Raw genomic sequence first — 17,472 nt, 5'->3', positions numbered from 1 at the left:
GCTTATTTGTTTATGGGTAAGGAGGTAACTATGGATATTACAGACCGAATAAAAAGTTATGAACCTTTGTTTGATCAGTGGCTCTTTGATGATGTGATAGATATATATGATCAAGAGAGTTTGATTAGTGTCAAACATCTTTCATATGGAAGTGAAAAGCATGCATTTGTAAAAGTTATTACAGTGTATGACCAAGATAATAATTTGAGTAATTTGGAAAAAAGAATTCAAGATATAAAAAATGATTTAAATATTGATCAAGATCATAATGAATTTGTAGGATATGAACAGTATTTGATTGAAAATAATCAAGGGGAAGTAATAGGAATTGATTTATGTTTATTAATGAAAGAAGATAATTATAAAACAAATGATCTTAATGATTTAAGTGGTAAATTATTATATGAATTAGGATTAAAACTATTTGATAAACATGAGTATGAAGAAGCGTTAAAGTATTTTAAAAAAGGTAAAGAAGTAAATAATAGTGATTGTATATGTATTATTGGTTATTTATATGAAAGAGGTTTAGGAGTAAAACGGGATTGTGGTAAAGCAGCGCATTATTATCAAAAAGCAACGAATTTAAATAATGTGGTTGCAAGTTGTAATTTAGCTTATTTTTATGAACTAGGTATTGGTGTAGAACAGGATTATCAAAAAGCATATGAATTATATTTAAGAGGAGCAAAAGCAGGTTTTCCAAGAGCTATTTGTAATCTTGGATATTGTTATGAATATGGTCGTGGAGTTAAAGCAGATTTAAATCGGGCAGTAGAGTACTATCTTGAGGCTGCAAGATTAGGTTATAGTGAAGCTTTGTATAGTTTAGGAACTTGTCTTGAGTTTGGGGAAGGTATTGAAAAAGATATTGAAAGAGCTTTTAAATGTTATGAAGAAGCTGCAAACCAAGGTCATGAACGCTCACAATATCGATTAGGGTATTGTTATGAAAATGGATTGGGAACTTCACAAGACTTTGTTAAAGCATTTTACTGGTATGAGCAGGCAAGTAAAAATAATTATCCACCAGCCTTGGTATCTTTAGCAACTTGTTTTGAGTTGGGTCAAGGTACAATTGAAGATATAAAAATGGCTCGAAGTTATTATAAAAAGGCAGCACATTTAGGCTATGTTAGGGCTCAATTTTGGCTTGGTTATTTTTATGAAACACATTTAGAAATAAAGAATGCGCCTTATCGTTGCAGTTATTGGTATCGTAAAGCAAGTAAACAAAATGATGTCCAGGCAATTGTGGCTTTAGGATATTGTTATGAAAGTGGTTTTGGAGTAAAGCAGGATTTAAAACGAGCTGTTAAACTATATTCAAGAGCAGCAAAATTAAATTATCCTGCTGCTCAATGTAATTTAGCTTATTGCTTTGAAATGGGGATTGGAACAAAACCAGATATAGATCAAGCAATTCACTATTATCGTTTAGCTAGTAAAGCTGGTTATCCAAGAGCTATGTGCAATTTAGGTTATCTTTATGATCATGGTGAGGGTGTAAAGTGTGATCATCAACAAGCTTTTGAATTATATATGCAGGCAGCAAAAGCAAACTACGCTCCAGGTTTATATCATGTAGGATTAGCTTATGAAGAAGGTAAGGTAAAAGAAGTAGATATTGATAAAGCAATTACTTTTTATAAACGAGCAGCAAATTTGAATTATGCAATTGCAATGTATAATTTAGGTTTGATCTATGAACAAAATAAAGATTATCACGATGATTTAAAAGCTATTTCATATTATGAAATGGCTATTGATCAAAATGATGTTCGGGCGATGTATCGAATGGCATTATATTTAGATGAGGGAAAAGTTATTTCTGAAGATACTCATAAGGCTTTTACATATTTACAAGTTTCTGCTAATCAAGAATATGCTCCTGCGATGAATATGTATGGTATATATCTTGAAAATGGTATAGGTGATTATAAAGATTTAGAAGAAGCCTTTAGATATTTTTCAAAAGCAGCAAATCAAGGGTATACTCCAGGTATATATAATTTAGGCCGCTGTTATTTTTATGGTATAGGTACTGATGTAAATAAACAAAAGGCTTTTGAGTTGTTTTGTAAAGCTGGTGAGATGAAGTATCGTGAGGCATGTTTTATGGTGGGATATATGTATTGTTATGGTGATGGTGTTGTAAAAGATATTAAAAAGGCAAAAGAGTATTATCAAGAGGCGGCTGATTTAGGTTTACAGGATGCTGAAAAAGAATTAGAAAAATTAAAATAAAATATGGTATTGCTTTATTAAATAATAAAAAAAGTGGTAAAATATATTTAATGAGATTTTAGGTAACGGGGAGGTTTAAATGAATTTAGTTAGAAAAGGCAAACGGCTGTTAATAGAAAATGGTTATACATTTGTAGCCTTAAAAGATGGAGAAGTTTACAGTTCCTGTTTACATGGAATCAAGCCAATTATGAGTAAAATTATTGTTAGTAATGATTATTTTAAGGATTATGTCATTATTGATCGTGTGATTGGCCGTTCAGTAGCAATTTTATTGATTCGTTCTGGGGTAAAAGCAGTTCATGCAGTTATTTTAAGTGAACCTGCAAAAAGATTATTTGAAGATTATCAAATAAAATATAGTTATGATGAATTAGTACCATATATTACTAACCATAGTAAAGATGGAATATGTTCAATGGAGGCAAGTGTTTTAGATGTTAATGATCTAGACAGTGGTTTTCAAATATTATGTCAACAAATAAAAGAGGCAATATATAAGTGAGGAAAGGTAGAGCTATGTCATTTGAAACGAAATTAAAAAAATATGCAAAATTAATTGTAAAAGCTGGTTTAAATGTACAAAAGGATCAAATAGTTGTTATTGATGCACCAGTTGAAAGTGTAGAATTAGTTAGATTAATTACAAAAGAGGCTTATCAAACAGGAGCAAAAGAAGTTGTAGTAAAATATCATGATGAAGTAGTATCACGTTATAAATATGAATATGTTTTTAAAGATGATTTTAGTAAGGTTCCAGAATGGTTTAGTGAATTTAGAAACGGGTATGCTAAGCAAAATGCAGCTTTTTTAACTATTCATAGTGATGATCCTGAGGGTCTTAAGGGAGTTGACCCAGCTAAAATTGCAATGTGGTCTAAAAGTGTTTCAACAGCTTGTAAGCCATTTTATGATAGTCTTGATTTAGGTATAAATACATGGTGTATTGTTGCTAGTAGTTCGGTGAAGTGGGCTAATAAAGTATATCCAGATATGTCTGATAATGAGGCTTTAGAAGCTTTATGGAGTGCAATTTTTAAAGCGGTGAAAGTTGATGAAGATGACCCTCTTATTTCATGGGATGAACATCGTAAAAGTTTTGAGTCTCGAGTAGAATATTTAAATAATTTAAATTTAAAAGAGTTGATTTATACAAATTCATTAGGAACTAATTTAACTGTTACCTTAAATGAAGACTATTTATTTGCTGGAGGAGGTTCTTATACCACTAATGGTGTATACTTTTTTGCCAATATACCAACAGAAGAAATATTTACTAGTCCTTTTTATAAAGGTACAAATGGAATTGTTTACAGTTCTTTGCCGCTTAATTATAATGGTAATATAATTGATGAGTTTAAATTAATATTTGAAAATGGAAAAGTAGTTGATTATGATGCTAAAGTTGGTAAAGAGATTTTGAAAGAGATAATTAATATTGATGAAGGTAGTCATTATTTAGGTGAGATAGCATTAGTTCCATATGATTCACCAATATCAAATATGAAAACGTTATTTTATAATACTTTATTTGATGAAAATGCTTCATGTCATTTAGCATTAGGAAAAGGGTTTAGTGAATGTCTTAAAAATGGTTTATCAATGACTAAAGAGCAATTATTGGAAAAGGGAGTCAATGATTCTTTAACGCATGTAGATTTTATGATTGGAACAAGTGATTTGATGATTAAAGGAATAACTAAGGATAATCAAGAGGTTATGATATTTAAGGATGGTAATTTTGTGTTTTAGAGGGGATTCCCCTCTTTTTTATAGAAAAAATAATTTTTTTATATTAAAATAGAACAAATGGGGTGAAAAGATGTAGATGAAAAAGAAGTTGCTTCCAGAGTTAATGACAATTGTAATTGTAGTAATAATGGTATTAATGTCTGAAATATTTAAAGAAAGAGAGTTTATTTTTCCTGAAATAACTGCATTAGCAGTAGGGGCATGGTTAGCACCAAAGCAAGTGTGGAAAACTAATCGAATAAAACTGGTTATTTTAATTTCGTTATATGCAATATTTGGAGTTATTTTAGTTAGATATGTAAATATCGATATTTATTTCGAAGTGATTTTAGGGTTTGTTGTCTGTTTATTTGGGTTATATGTATCAAAGACAACATTTGCTCCTTTAATTTCTGCCATGATATTGCCAATAATTATTAATAGTGAATCGTGGTTATATCCTATTTTTGCAACCATAATGGCTATTATGGTCGTTTTAGGACAAAAGTTTTTGGAGAAGTATGAGTATCGTCATGATTATAAATATATTTTAGTTGAAAATAATTTAAAAGATACTTTATATTTGAATATACAAAGAATAGGAGCTTTAATGATTGTTGCCTTTATTGCTTTTGAATTATCACTGCCGTTTTTAATTGCACCACCTATAATTGTTGCATTTGTGGAGCTGAGCAGTAATCATCCTAAGCTTAGAAGTCAAGTTATAAAATTATTAGTTTTAGTATTTGTAATGACATTTATCGGTGCTTATGGACGGTTATTATTTAGTGAGATATATAAATTACCATTAACATTTAGTGCGATGGTAAGCGTAATAATAATGATAATAATGATGAAGGGGTTGAAATTATATTTTCCCCCAGCTGGCGCTTTAGCAATTTTGCCATTATTAATTGAAACAGATAAATTAATTATTTATCCATTTGTTGTAACATCAGGATTTATTATTTTCATTATAATAGCATTTATTATTACTAAGACACCAATAAGTGTTATAACTAAATAGAATTTGATTGACAAATTAATTATTAATAGATATTATTTAGGCTTGCAAGGAGACATTAAAATGAGTGAGTTTATCAAAGAAATAGAAAAAAGAAGAACTTTTGCCATCATTTCACATCCAGATGCTGGTAAAACAACATTAACAGAAAAATTCTTATTGTATGGTGGGGCTATTCAACAAGCTGGAACTGTTAAAGGGAAAAAGAATAGCAGGCATGCAACTAGTGATTGGATGGAAATTGAAAAACAAAGAGGAATTTCGGTAACATCGTCAGTATTACAATTTAACTATAATGGTTTTTGTATAAATATTTTAGATACACCAGGTCACCAGGATTTCTCTGAAGACACATATCGTACTTTAATGGCAGCTGATTGTGCAGTAATGGTAATCGATGCTAGTAAAGGGGTAGAAGAACAAACACGAAAATTATTTAAAGTTTGTACAATGCGTAATATTCCTATTTTTACTTTTATTAATAAAATGGATCGTGAAGCTCAAGATCCATATCAGTTAATGGAAGAAATTGAACAAGAATTAGGTATTGATACATGCGCTGTCAATTGGCCGATTGGTTCTGGTAAAGAGTTTAAAGGGGTTTATGAACGAGATGATAAAGAGATAATTCGTTTTATACCAGTTGATGGTGGTCGTAAAGAAGTTGAGACAAAAATCATGAAATTTGATGATCCTGAACTGATTAATGAATTAGATGATGAATTATATAATAAATTACAAGATGATATAGAATTATTAGATATGGCGGGAAATAACTTTGATTTAGAAAAAGTTCGTCAGGGAAAACTTTCACCTGTATGTTTTGGTTCAGCATTAACTAATTTTGGAATTGAACCGTTTTTAAAGCACTTTCTAACAATGACTACAACACCATTACCACGCAGTACAGGTGAAAAAGTAATTGATCCATTTAGCGAGGATTTTAGTGCGTTTGTTTTTAAAATCCAAGCTAATATGAATAAAGCCCATCGTGATCGAATGGCTTTCTTTAGAATTTGTTCAGGTAAATTTACAAAAGGTATGGAAGTTTATCATTATCAAGGAGGGCGTAAAATTAAATTAAACCAATCTAAACAATTGATGGCTGATGAACGTCAAGAAGTTGATGAGGCATATGCAGGGGATATTATTGGTATTTTTGATCCTGGTATTTTTTCAATTGGGGATACAATTACTACAGGAAAAGTGAAATTTGCTTTTGAGGGAATACCAACTTTTGCACCAGAACATTTTTCTTTGATTCGTAATAAAGATACAATGAAAAGAAAACAGTTTGTAAAAGGAGTTGAACAGATTGCCAAAGAGGGGGCAATTCAAATCTTTACAGAGCTAGGCGGCGGTATGGAAGAAATTATTGTTGGTGTAGTAGGCGTGCTTCAATTTGAGGTATTAGAATATCGCTTAAAAAATGAGTATAATGTTGATATTATTAAACAGCCATTACCTTATCAATATATTCGCTGGGTAAAAGAGGGATGTGATTTAAGCTCTTTAAATTTATCTAGTGATACTAAAAAAGTACAGGATTTAAAAGGTCAACACTTACTGTTGTTTACAAATGATTGGGGAGTACGTTGGGCAAGTGAAAAGAATCCTGGTTTAGAATTATTAGAGTTTAGTAAAAATTAGATTTACTCTAAGTCTGGGTCAATACCTGGACTTTTTTAATATAATAGTTTATGTAAAGCGTTTTATATGATTTGATGTTAATTCATATTTTTATTTTATTTGTCATGTTATAATAGAGACGAAAAGAGGTGATTGCTATCGCAAATGTAGGAAAACGACGCATTTGTCGTTGTATTAAAACAATGGATATAGTTATTGGTAAAGAGCAGCGTGATTTATTTACTAAAGGACATATTTATGATTGTGTGATTAGGGATAGTGGTCATCTGCAGGTTTATTATAAGATTTATGGTAATGAGTTTGATTTATCTTGTACTAAAGAAGAGTTTGAGGAAAGTTTTGTTTTAATTAAAAAGAAAGGAATGAAATAATGGAGTTTAAGAATTTAGAGTTAAAAGAATTTGATGATTTTTATAAAGTTATTTTAAATAATTTTCCAGCAAAGGAAATTAAAGAATATAATTATATGAAGGATACTTTTATAGCGGGTGCTTATAAAGTGCTGACTTTAAAGGAAGATAATAAAATTAAAGGTATCTTATCCTATTATGATGGTGGAGAATTTACTTTTATTGATTATTTTGCTATCGATGGTAATCAAAAAGGTAAAGGACTTGGAAGTAAAATGTTAAAATATTTTTTAGAAATGATAAATAAACAAGTGATTTTAGAAGTCGAACATCCCGAAGATGAACAGAGTCAAAGACGAATCATTTTTTATCAAAGAAATGGTCTTATTTTAAATGATCAATATGATTATTATGTTCCTCCAGTACGTAATTTAAAACATCGTTTATATTTTCATTTAATGTCGTATCCAAAAGAAATTATAGAAGCAGATTTTAATTGTTTTTATCCTAAAATTTTAAATCTTGTATATGGAGTAGATTTATAGGTTTGGAATTTTTTTGCAGATATGATAGAATAAATAAATGATTAGAAAGGAGATTGCTATGGCCCGTAATTTCTATATTGATAATATAAATGATACTGATAAATTAAATGAAATAAGTATATTGTTAAATAGCATGGAAGAAGTATCAAGAATCAAAATAAGTAAAACAGAAATATCTTTTTATTGTGAGCATCCAGAGAATGTTCATGAGATTTTAAAAGAGCGTTATCCTGAACTAGTACTGAAAGAAGAAATAAACTCACGTAAACGAGAGTTTATTGCAACTGAAAATAAAACAGAATATATCTTTATGTTTACTAATTTAGAAACAGAAGAAGATGCTAAGGAAATAGAAGAAGTTATTTCACGTTATTCTGCTTATGAAAATGTTAGTTTAGATTTTACTAATAAATTATTAAAAGTTACTACAAGTCAAAAAAATATTTTAGTAAGATTGAATCGTTTAGTTGAAAAAATTAATCCTGATATAAGTGTTGAACAATGGAAAAAACCATTTAAATCACAAGATTTATTCCAAGAAAAGTACTTAAAAACAATGTCAAAACTGGCTATTTTATTTGTTGCTCTTGCTTTAGGGTTAGTAACTAGAAATGATCCTAGTATAGTTACAAATATCGCCTGGTTAATAGCGATAATTATTTTTAATGAGACAATTTTACGACGTGCATATAAAGATTTAAAAGTTAAGCATTATATCAGTGAAAATATTACTATCAATATTGCATGTTTATTTGGCTGGGTTTATGGTGCCTATATTGAGACATTAGTAGTTTCTTTGATTTTTCAATTAAGTGAACGTTTTCAGATGTATCTAATTAATTTAACGATGGAAAAAATAAATAATGAAATTAGTCCTGTTCAATTAGGGAGACGTGAAATTAAGGAAAATGAATATGAAATGGTATCGCTTGAGGATATAGATATTGGTGATATTATTTCTATCATGCCAGGAGAAACCATCCCATTGGGAGGAAAGGTTATTTCTGGCACAAGTGATTTAGATATGTTTGCTATTAATGGTAGTGATATCTTAGATAAGGTTAGTGAAGGATCAGAAGTACAAAGTGGATGTGTTAATGTTAGTGAGATGCTAAGGATAGAGGTTTTGTATACATATGATCATAGTGCGATGAATAAAGTTTTAGAAATTGCTATGATGGCACCAGTAAATTCATCGAGAACCCATAAATTGGTAGAGTTAATATCTAAGATTTATACGATTGTTTTAGTTGTTGCAGGGATTGTTTGTGCTATACTAGTACCATTTATCAATATTGAAGCTAATTTTAAGTATGTTTATTTGGGTGCTATTTTATTGACAATTTCAGGTTCTTTTGCTTATAAACAGGTTTCATCATTTGCCATTTTATCAGGGGTTGCTAAAGCATTTTCTAAAAATATTGTGATAAAAGAAAATAGTGGTTTAGATGCTTTGAATTTATGTCATACTATAATTTATGATCGTTTTGATGGTGTAGAAGTAACTGAAGAAGAGATGGAATTATTTGCAAAATTATCAAGAATTAATCGTGATTTAATAATTTATAATGATGGACCTGTTGATTTGGAAAATGATCAGTATCAGATTTATAATAATTTATCTGTAAAGAAAAAATTAGAGGTTATGGAAGAGGCTAGTGTTGCTGGACCAGTAGCTTATATTGGGGATAATTCAAAAGATATTGCTTTATTGCAAAAGGCTTATGTAGGAATTAGTAGAGGTGGTATAAAGGATAAAAAAGTTATAGAAAACAGTGATATTATGTTGATGAATTCAAACTTGAATACTGTAATTGAAACATTTATGATTTCTAAAAAACAAAAAGATGTAACATATGAAAATATTTTTATGAGTTTATTTATTAATGTTATTATGATGCTTGTTGCAATAGCTGGTATATTACCATGGTGGGTAGCTTTAGTGATTTATTTATTAGAAGTAGTAATTGTATTATTAAATACTCATCGAATTATTGATATGAAATAAAGTCGGTTGATATTAACTGACTTTTTATTAAAGTAAAAGACTATTTAAAGAAATGAGGAATGAAAATGATTGAAATTTGTACTATGGATTATTTACCTGGATATCAGATAACTAAAAATTTAGGAATTGTTTTTGGTAGTAAAGTAATGAATAAGTCATTAGAAAATGATGATAATACAAATATCGAACAATTATTAGATATTACTCGACAAGAGGCAACGTCAGTTATTATTGAGCATGCTTTAAGAAGACATGCTACAGCAATTATTGATGTTCGTTTTACAACTACTAATTTAGGGAATAATATGATTGAATGTCAGGTATCAGGAATGGCAGTAAAGGCGGAGAAAAATAAATGAATAAATATCTAGTAAAGAAAGATATTTTATTAATGGAGTTTTTGTTGGATTTTTATAATAAAAAAAATGTGAAAAACTTATTAAAGTATAAGCGGATAAAAGTAAATGGTGAAGTTGTAAGTCAATTTAATTATCGATTAAATAAAGGTGATCAAGTTGTGATTGATAAAAATCAGGTTAATGAAACCGATTTAAATATTATTTATGAGGATAAAGAACTGATAGTCATTAATAAACCATCTGGATTGTTAAGTATTTCAGGAGGGGGCGAAAAAGAAAAAACAGCATTTCATATGGTTGCAAAGTATCTTAAAGCAAAGAATAAAAATGCAAAAATATTTGTAGTGCATCGTTTAGATAAAGACACATCAGGAATATTAATGTTCGCTAAAAATGAAGTGATAAAAAATAAGCTTCAGGATAATTGGAATACAATCGTATCCAAACGAGGTTATTTAGCTATTGTTGAGGGAAAGCTAAAGAAAAAGCATGGAACAATAAAAAATCATTTAGCAGAGAGTAAAACACAAATGGTTTATATAACTAATGATAAGGGGAAATTAGCAATTACTAATTATAAAGTATTAAAAGAAACATCTAATAATTCGTTAGTTGAAATATTTTTAGATACAGGACGTAAAAATCAAATTAGGGTTCATATGCAATCATTAGGGCATAGTATTATTGGAGATAAAAAATATGGTGCAGTAACTAATCCAATAAAAAGAATGGGATTACATAGCCATATATTTGCATTTGTTCATCCTGATACAAAAGTTAAATATGAATTTAAAGCACCAGTTCCAGAGGAATTTAAAAAGATATTTGAATAAACAAAATTTGTTTAATAATTTTAATCATAAAATATAGTGGTAAATAAAATAATTATGCATATATTATTAATGGTGATGAAATGTTTACAATTATGATTTTAATAGGATTTACAATGATAGGTTTATTTAAATATTTACAAATAAAAGAAGATAAATAAATTTAAAAAAATGTTGACTTAAGATAAATATAATGATACTATATCTGAGTAAATGAAAAGTAGTGGAAAGAAGAAGTGCCTGCTTCTCGCCTGATTGATAATGTCAATAGGCCAATGTCACTAAGATAGTTATCTTATTGTCAATGCGTGGGTACTTAGTGTGCTCACTTTTTATTTAAACTACTAAAATGGAGGTGGCTTTTATTAGCAGATTTGATAACAGAAAACCAAAACAACCAGATGAGTTAGTAAACGAAAAGATTCGTTTCAAAGAAGTCTTGGTAATTGATCAAAATGGTGATCAGTTAGGAGTAAAAACTCGGAATCAAGCAATAGATATTGCTTATAAAGAGGGACTTGATTTAGTGTGTGTTGCACCAAATGCAAAACCACCAGTATGTCGAATTATGGACTTTGGTAAGTATCGTTTTGAGCAACAAAAGAAAGCTAAAGAAATGAAACGAAATTCTAAAGTTGTCGCATTAAAAGAAACGCAATTATCTGTAACTATTGATGTTCATGATAAAAATGTTAAATTAAAAAGAACATTAAAATGGTTAGAAGAGGGTAATAAAGTTAAAGTAGCTATTAGATTTAGGGGACGTCAATTAGCTCATATGGATCTTGGTAAAAAAGTTATTGATGACTTCGTGGCTGAATGCGCTGAAGTTGGACAAATTGAAAAACCAGCTAAGCTTGAAGGTAGAACTTTAACTGCAATAATTGCGCCAAAGAAAAAATAATTTAGGAGGAATATATTATGCCAAAAATGAAATCACATAGTGGTCTTAAAAAACGTTTAAAAAGAACAGGTAGCGGTAAATTAAAACGCAGCCATGCTTATGTATCACATTTATCTCACAATAAAACTCATAAACAAAAGAAACACTTAGCTAAAGCTACTTTGGTAAGTGCATCAGACTACAAGAGAATTAAATCTAGATTAGCAAAATAATTATTGACATAGGAGGAAGAAACAAATGGCAAGAGTAAAAGGTGGATTTACTACAAGACGTAGAAGAAAAAAAGTATTAAAATTAGCCAAAGGATACTTTGGAGCTAAGCATAGATTATATAAAACAGCTCATGAACAAGTTATGCACTCATTAGCTTATTCATATAGAGATAGAAGACAAGTTAAAAGAGATATGAGAAAATTATGGATTGCTCGTATTAATGCAGCTGCAAGATTAAATGATATCTCATATTCTAAATTAATGCATGGATTAAAATTAGCTAACGTTGAAATTAATCGTAAAATGTTATCAGAAGTTGCAATTTGTGATCCAAAAGGATTTACAGAAATTGTAAATACTGCTAAAAAAGCATTAGAAGCATAATGATTAGACTGTTGATAAATAAGATCAACAGTCTTTTATTATATTGATTTAAATTTTTTTATATGACTATGTTATAATATAATAAATTTATACTATATTGTTTTGGAGGGATGAAGATGAAACGGGTAGAAATGAAAATTGATTTTAAAAGTAGCGTAGAGGATGTTTTTAAAATAGTGAGTAATATTGATGATTGTTCATGGCGAAGTGATTTATCAAAAGTGAAAAAAGTTGATGCTCACACATATATTGAATATAATCGTAAAAATCATGCTACTAAGATAAAAATAACAGACTGTCGAAAAAATATTCAGTTTGAATATGATATTCAAAATGATAATTATGTAGGGCATTGGAGTGGACAATTTGCACCTTTGAAGGATGGCGGGTGTCGGATGTATTTGTCTTTTTATTTTGAACCATGTTCAATACTAGGTAAATTTGTAAATGTTGATAAATTTGAAGAACGCTATATCGAGGATTTAAAAAAGAAATTATATGAATATAAATAATAGAAAATTATTTGAACCATTTTAAAATGGTTCTTTTTTAAAAGGATCATAGGGTAAAAGGGAATTAGCATCGTAAAAACTATTCTTTTTATTTTTAGTATCAAAAATACAATAGGTTGGAGAATTGTACTGTCCACGGGGATAGCAAATACTGCCAGGATTAATCATAATTATTTTATTATGAACTTTAAAATAGGGACGATGGGTATGTCCAAAGCAAATAATATCAGCATTTTTATCTTTGCCTATTTTATATAGGTAATTAAGATTAGAATTAACATTATAACGGTGACCATGAGTAATAAAGAACTTAATATTATCAATTGTAATAAATAACTCTTCATGAATATTTTTATTAAAGTCATTATTACCTTTGGCTAGATAAAAGTTGTTTAAATTAAGTTTTTCATATGATGTATAAATATCTCCACAATGTATATAATAGTCTACTTGATTGTGCTTGAGTAAAGATATTAGGTTATCTTTTGGGATAATATGTGAATCAGATAAAATCATTACTTTCATTGATAACATCTCCTTTAGTAATATAATTTTAACATTAAAATGTTAAAATTTATATAAAAATAACATTAGCTTAAAATAGGGTTTTCTTTAATCATGATTTTTTTCATGGTATAATTATTAATATCTAAAGAAAGGTAGTGACAAAAATGAATAACTTCATTGTCTTTGATAATGTAAAAAAAACATATAAAGTAGGGGATATTGAAATTAATGCTTCTAATGGTGTTGATTTTAAAGTCGAAAAAGGTGAATTTGTTGTTATTGTAGGTCCATCTGGCGCTGGGAAAACAACGATTTTAAATTTGTTAGGTGGTATGGATAAAGCAACAAGCGGTAAAATTTTAGTCGATGGTAAAGATGTTGCTAAATATGGAGAAAAGGAGTTAACACAATATCGAAGAGATGATATTGGATTTGTATTTCAATTTTATAACCTTGTTCAAAATCTAACTGCCTTAGAAAATGTTGAATTAGCAACACAGATTTCAAAAAATCCATTAGATGTAAAAATGGTCTTGAATCGTGTAGGACTTGAAAAAAGAATAAATAATTTTCCAGCACAATTATCTGGTGGTGAACAACAGAGGGTAGCTATTGCAAGAGCAATAGCTAAGAATCCAAAACTTTTATTATGTGATGAACCTACAGGGGCATTGGATTATCAAACAGGTAAAGCAATTTTAGCACTATTAAGAGAAATGTGTGATAAATATGAGATGACAGTAATTGTAATTACTCATAATAGTGCCCTGGCACCAATGGCAGATCGGGTTATTCATTTAAAAAATGGTCAAGTAGCATCAATGAATATGAATAAAAATCCTAAAGCAATCGCGGAAATAGAGTGGTAATATGAAAAAAAGAGCATATGTAAAGAATCAAGTTCAAATAATTCGTAAAACAAAAGCTAGATTTTTATCTATTTTTTGCATTGTATTTTTAGGTGCTGCTTTTTTTGCAGGGTTACGTCATACTTCATCAATAATGGAAATAACCATGAATGATTATTTAAATAAGTATGAGTATAATGATCTTAACTATATTGCTACTTTGGGATTTAATGTTGATGTTGTTGATAAAGTTAAAGAAATTAAAGATGTTGAAGCAGTGGAATATGGGAATCGTTTTGATGCTTTAATAAATTATAGAGATAGTAGTAAAGGTGTTACTGTATATACTAATAAAAATTTTAATAATAAAATTAATAGATCTGAAATAGTTAAAGGAAAGTTACCAATAAAAGAAAATGAGTGTGTAATTGATTATAATTTTACTAAAAAAAATAAGGTGAATATTGGTGATAAGATTGTTTTAAGTAATAATAATGGAACTAAAGAGTTTATTGTAACAGGGTTAATTAATGACTCTAGATATTTTAGTACTATTGAGCGAGGAACAAATACATTAGGTGATGGGACGAATGATGGTTTTGTTGAAATATTATCAAATGGAAATGAAGATTTGTCATTACCGCAGGAATTATATGATTTACAAGGAGAAATAGTATTCAATGAATTGAGAGTTTTGTTAAAGAATCCTCATAATTATAGTGTGTTTAGTGATGAGTATCTTGGTTATGTAAAAAAAGTTGATAAACAAGTTAAAAAACTATTAAATGAAGAAATTGATGAAAATAATAGAAAGCTAGTTGATGATGCTAATAGAGATATTGATCAGGGAGAAGAAGAGTTGCTAGCAGGAGAAACAGAATATAATGATGGTATTTCTAAATATGAGAAGGGTCTGAAACAATATCAAGATGGTTATCAACAGTATCAAGAAGGGTTAGAACAATATAATCAAGGGTATCGACAATTTCAAGAAGGTCTAAGCAAATATAATGAGGGTAAGCTACAGTATGAACAAGGGTGGCAGGATTATCTTAATGGTAAGTCGCAATATGATCAGGGAGTAAGTCAATGGCATGGAGGGCTTGATCAATATAATCAATTGTTAATTCAACATCAACAATTAAATCAGTTATATAAAGAAAAGCAAAAAGAATATAATGACTATATCGAAGCAGGAATTCCTGAAGGATCTTTAATAGAATTGAAAATATTTTTAGATCAAACAAAAGATAATTTAACAGTTTTACAGACAACTTATACTAGTTTAAAAGAAAAATTAGATCAAAGTAAGGCTGAATTAGATGCTAAGGAAGTATTGTTAGATCAATCTAAAGATAAATTAGAAAAAAGTAAACAAGAATTAGATAAATCTAAAATAAAGCTTGATAATACAGAGGTAACTCTAAAAAAATCAAAACAGCAATTAGATAATTCAAAAAAGTCATTAGATGATTCTAAAAAAATATTAGATCAAACTAAATTAGATTTAGATAATGCCAAAATCAAATTAGAAGATGCTAAATTACAATTAGATAATGGCCGTAATGATCTTAAAAAAATTCCTAAAGGGGAATTGGTGTCGTTGACTAGAGAGGAAAATGCTAGTATATTGAGTTATATTTCAACATGTGAATCAATGGAAGCTTTAGCAGTAGTATTTCCGTTAATTTTCTTCTTGGTAGCAGCTTTGGTAAGTCTTACAACAATGACTAGGATGGTAGAAGAACAACGGGTTCAAAGTGGAACATTTAGAGCTTTAGGTTATGATAAAAAAGATGTTATAAATCAATATCTTATTTATGCCTTTTTAGCAACTTTTTTTGCTAGTGTTTTGGGAATTATTTTAGGAGTATATTTTTTTCCAGGAATTATTTATTTCTTGTATCAAAAGATGTTATTTAATGTTGGGGCAAATATTAATATAACTTTTGATGGTTTTATATGTGTTCAAACATTTGTTATTTCTGTTGCAATTACTATGTTTGTTACTTATTTAGTAGTACATCAGGAATTAAATGAAACACCTTCAAATTTACTTAGACCTAAACCGCCAAAAATGGGTAAACGCATAATTTTAGAAAGAATTAACTTGATTTGGAAAAGGTTATCATTTAATCAAAAAGTTACAATGAGAAATATATTTAGATATAAGAAACGTTTTTTTATGTCAGTTATTGGAATTGCAGGATGTACGGCATTAATTGTTGTTGGTTTTGGAATTAAAAATTCTGTTTCAACTTTAGCTGATAAGCAGTATGGTGAAATATGGACATATGATGGAGTCACTGTTTTTGATAAAAATTTAAGTCAAGAGGATTTAAAACAAGAACAGCGAAAGTTTAATCAACTTGATAATATTAAAGAAAGCGGAAGTTTTTATCGAAAAACAATTAGTGTATATGGTAATAAGGAACATTATGGAACATTAGAAGTATTTGAAAACAATCAAGAGTTAAGTAAATATATTAAACTTGAAGATTATCGTAATCATAAAAAATTACAATTAGAAAATGATGGAGTAGTAATTTCAGCTAAGCTTTCAGAATTATTAAAGGTAAAAGCTGGAGATAAAATTAAAATTAAAATCAATAATGAAAATTATCAAGTTAAAGTCAGTGGTGTAATGCGTTTGCATTTTCAGCATCATATTTATATGAGTGAACAGTTTTATCATGAATTAACGGGTAATAATCTTTTAAAAAATTATACTTATTTTAATTTAGTTAATAGTGATGGTCAAAAAGCTGTAAGTAAATATTGTAATCAAGATGATAAAATTAGTTCAGTAAATTTTATTCAAGGAATATCTCAAGGTTTTAGAGATCAGATGGGAAGTATTGATAGCGTAGTTGTAATTTTGATTGCTTGTGCTGGGGCGTTAGCTTTTATTGTTCTTTATAATTTAACAAATATTAATATTCAAGAGCGTAAAAGTGAAATTGCAACTATTAAAGTATTAGGTTTTTATCCAAGAGAAGTTTATGATTATGTATTTAGAGAAAATCGGATTTTAGGATTGATTGGGGCTTTTGTTGGATTAGGAATAGGGAAGCTGCTTCATATGTTTATTATTGCTACAGTTGAAGTTGAAGTTGCTATGTTTGTACGGAGTGTTAATTTGATGAGTTATGTTTATGCTATTGTTATAACAATGTTATTTACATCATTTATTAATTTAATAATGAGAAAAGTATTAACTAATATTGATATGGTTGAGTCTTTGAAAAGTATAGAATAACTATATATATTTATGGATATAGTAATTTTAATTTAGTGCTAAGTAAAATCTTAAGAAAATCTAAAGAAAACTTAAAAAAATTTTTTCTCTAAAAGCTAAGC

17 protein-coding genes and 1 other annotated feature are annotated in these 17,472 nt (G+C 28.6%); of the genes, 16 read left to right on the top strand and 1 reads right to left on the bottom strand.

The window, feature by feature from the left end:
* Window positions 1-30: 30 nt before the first annotated feature.
* From ACLR9T_RS05145 to ACLR9T_RS05080, 14 genes are all read left to right on the top strand, one after another.
* Window positions 31-2,247: an SEL1-like repeat protein gene (locus tag ACLR9T_RS05145; protein WP_413108461.1), complete on the top strand. Its 2,217-nt coding sequence runs from the start codon at window positions 31-33 to the stop codon at window positions 2,245-2,247.
* A 79-nt stretch (window positions 2,248-2,326) separates the two neighbouring features.
* Window positions 2,327-2,752 (top strand): DUF1893 domain-containing protein, encoded by a 426-nt coding sequence (locus tag ACLR9T_RS05140; RefSeq protein WP_413108460.1) that lies wholly within the window; start codon window positions 2,327-2,329, stop codon window positions 2,750-2,752.
* 14 nt (window positions 2,753-2,766) lie between these two features.
* A complete protein-coding gene (locus ACLR9T_RS05135) occupies window positions 2,767-3,999 on the top strand; it encodes an aminopeptidase (RefSeq protein WP_413108482.1) in 1,233 nt (410 codons plus the stop codon).
* 76 nt (window positions 4,000-4,075) lie between these two features.
* Window positions 4,076-5,005: a hypothetical protein gene (locus tag ACLR9T_RS05130; RefSeq protein ID WP_413108459.1), complete on the top strand. Its 930-nt coding sequence runs from the start codon at window positions 4,076-4,078 to the stop codon at window positions 5,003-5,005.
* Window positions 5,006-5,065: 60 nt separating this feature from the next.
* Entirely contained in the window at window positions 5,066-6,652 is a 1,587-nt protein-coding gene (locus tag ACLR9T_RS05125) for a peptide chain release factor 3 (protein ID WP_413108458.1), read from the top strand.
* A gap of 128 nt (window positions 6,653-6,780) precedes the next feature.
* Window positions 6,781-7,023 (top strand): hypothetical protein, encoded by a 243-nt coding sequence (locus tag ACLR9T_RS05120; protein ID WP_413108457.1) that lies wholly within the window; start codon window positions 6,781-6,783, stop codon window positions 7,021-7,023.
* Entirely contained in the window at window positions 7,023-7,547 is a 525-nt protein-coding gene (locus ACLR9T_RS05115) for a GNAT family N-acetyltransferase (RefSeq protein ID WP_413108456.1), read from the top strand. The genes ACLR9T_RS05120 and ACLR9T_RS05115 overlap by 1 nt, the downstream gene beginning before the upstream one ends.
* Window positions 7,548-7,605: 58 nt before the next feature.
* The gene (locus tag ACLR9T_RS05110; RefSeq protein ID WP_413108455.1) at window positions 7,606-9,555 is read left to right on the top strand and encodes a hypothetical protein; all 1,950 of its coding nucleotides are present in this window, start codon (window positions 7,606-7,608) and stop codon (window positions 9,553-9,555) included.
* Between the two features lie 65 nt (window positions 9,556-9,620).
* On the top strand, window positions 9,621-9,914 hold the full coding sequence (locus ACLR9T_RS05105) for a YbjQ family protein (protein WP_413108454.1): 294 nt from the start codon (window positions 9,621-9,623) through the stop codon (window positions 9,912-9,914).
* Window positions 9,911-10,747: an RluA family pseudouridine synthase gene (locus tag ACLR9T_RS05100; protein ID WP_413108453.1), complete on the top strand. Its 837-nt coding sequence runs from the start codon at window positions 9,911-9,913 to the stop codon at window positions 10,745-10,747. The genes ACLR9T_RS05105 and ACLR9T_RS05100 overlap by 4 nt, the downstream gene beginning before the upstream one ends.
* A 219-nt stretch (window positions 10,748-10,966) precedes the next feature.
* Window positions 10,967-11,087: a sequence feature (ribosomal protein L20 leader region), on the top strand.
* A 6-nt stretch (window positions 11,088-11,093) separates the two neighbouring features.
* Complete coding sequence (gene infC / locus ACLR9T_RS05095; protein ID WP_092354881.1) at window positions 11,094-11,648, top strand: translation initiation factor IF-3; 555 nt, start codon at window positions 11,094-11,096, stop codon at window positions 11,646-11,648.
* Between the two features lie 17 nt (window positions 11,649-11,665).
* Window positions 11,666-11,860 carry a 50S ribosomal protein L35 gene (gene rpmI / locus ACLR9T_RS05090; protein ID WP_003538543.1) on the top strand — a complete coding sequence of 65 codons (195 nt, stop codon included), beginning with the start codon at window positions 11,666-11,668 and terminating at the stop codon, window positions 11,858-11,860.
* Between the two features lie 25 nt (window positions 11,861-11,885).
* Entirely contained in the window at window positions 11,886-12,245 is a 360-nt protein-coding gene (gene rplT / locus ACLR9T_RS05085; protein WP_092354884.1) for a 50S ribosomal protein L20, read from the top strand.
* Window positions 12,246-12,361: 116 nt separating this feature from the next.
* Window positions 12,362-12,757, top strand: coding sequence for an SRPBCC family protein (locus ACLR9T_RS05080; RefSeq protein WP_413108452.1), 396 nt, complete (start codon window positions 12,362-12,364; stop codon window positions 12,755-12,757).
* Window positions 12,758-12,778: 21 nt separating this feature from the next.
* Here ACLR9T_RS05080 and ACLR9T_RS05075 read toward each other — a convergent pair whose 3' ends face one another.
* On the bottom strand, window positions 12,779-13,282 hold the full coding sequence (locus ACLR9T_RS05075) for a metallophosphoesterase (RefSeq protein WP_413108451.1): 504 nt from the start codon (window positions 13,280-13,282) through the stop codon (window positions 12,779-12,781).
* Window positions 13,283-13,428: 146 nt separating this feature from the next.
* Here ACLR9T_RS05075 and ACLR9T_RS05070 point away from each other — a divergent pair, with 146 nt between their 5' ends.
* Both ACLR9T_RS05070 and ACLR9T_RS05065 read left to right on the top strand, forming a co-directional pair.
* Window positions 13,429-14,133 carry an ABC transporter ATP-binding protein gene (locus ACLR9T_RS05070; RefSeq protein ID WP_413108450.1) on the top strand — a complete coding sequence of 235 codons (705 nt, stop codon included), beginning with the start codon at window positions 13,429-13,431 and terminating at the stop codon, window positions 14,131-14,133.
* A gap of 1 nt (window position 14,134) precedes the next feature.
* A complete protein-coding gene (locus tag ACLR9T_RS05065; protein ID WP_413108449.1) occupies window positions 14,135-17,371 on the top strand; it encodes an FtsX-like permease family protein in 3,237 nt (1,078 codons plus the stop codon).
* Window positions 17,372-17,472: the final 101 nt, after the last annotated feature.

It is taken from the genome of Thomasclavelia sp. (assembly GCF_047249845.1).
Taxonomy (GTDB): Bacteria; Bacillota_I; Bacilli_A; order Erysipelotrichales; family Coprobacillaceae; genus Thomasclavelia.
This window is presented reverse-complemented; position numbering and strand designations above follow the sequence as displayed.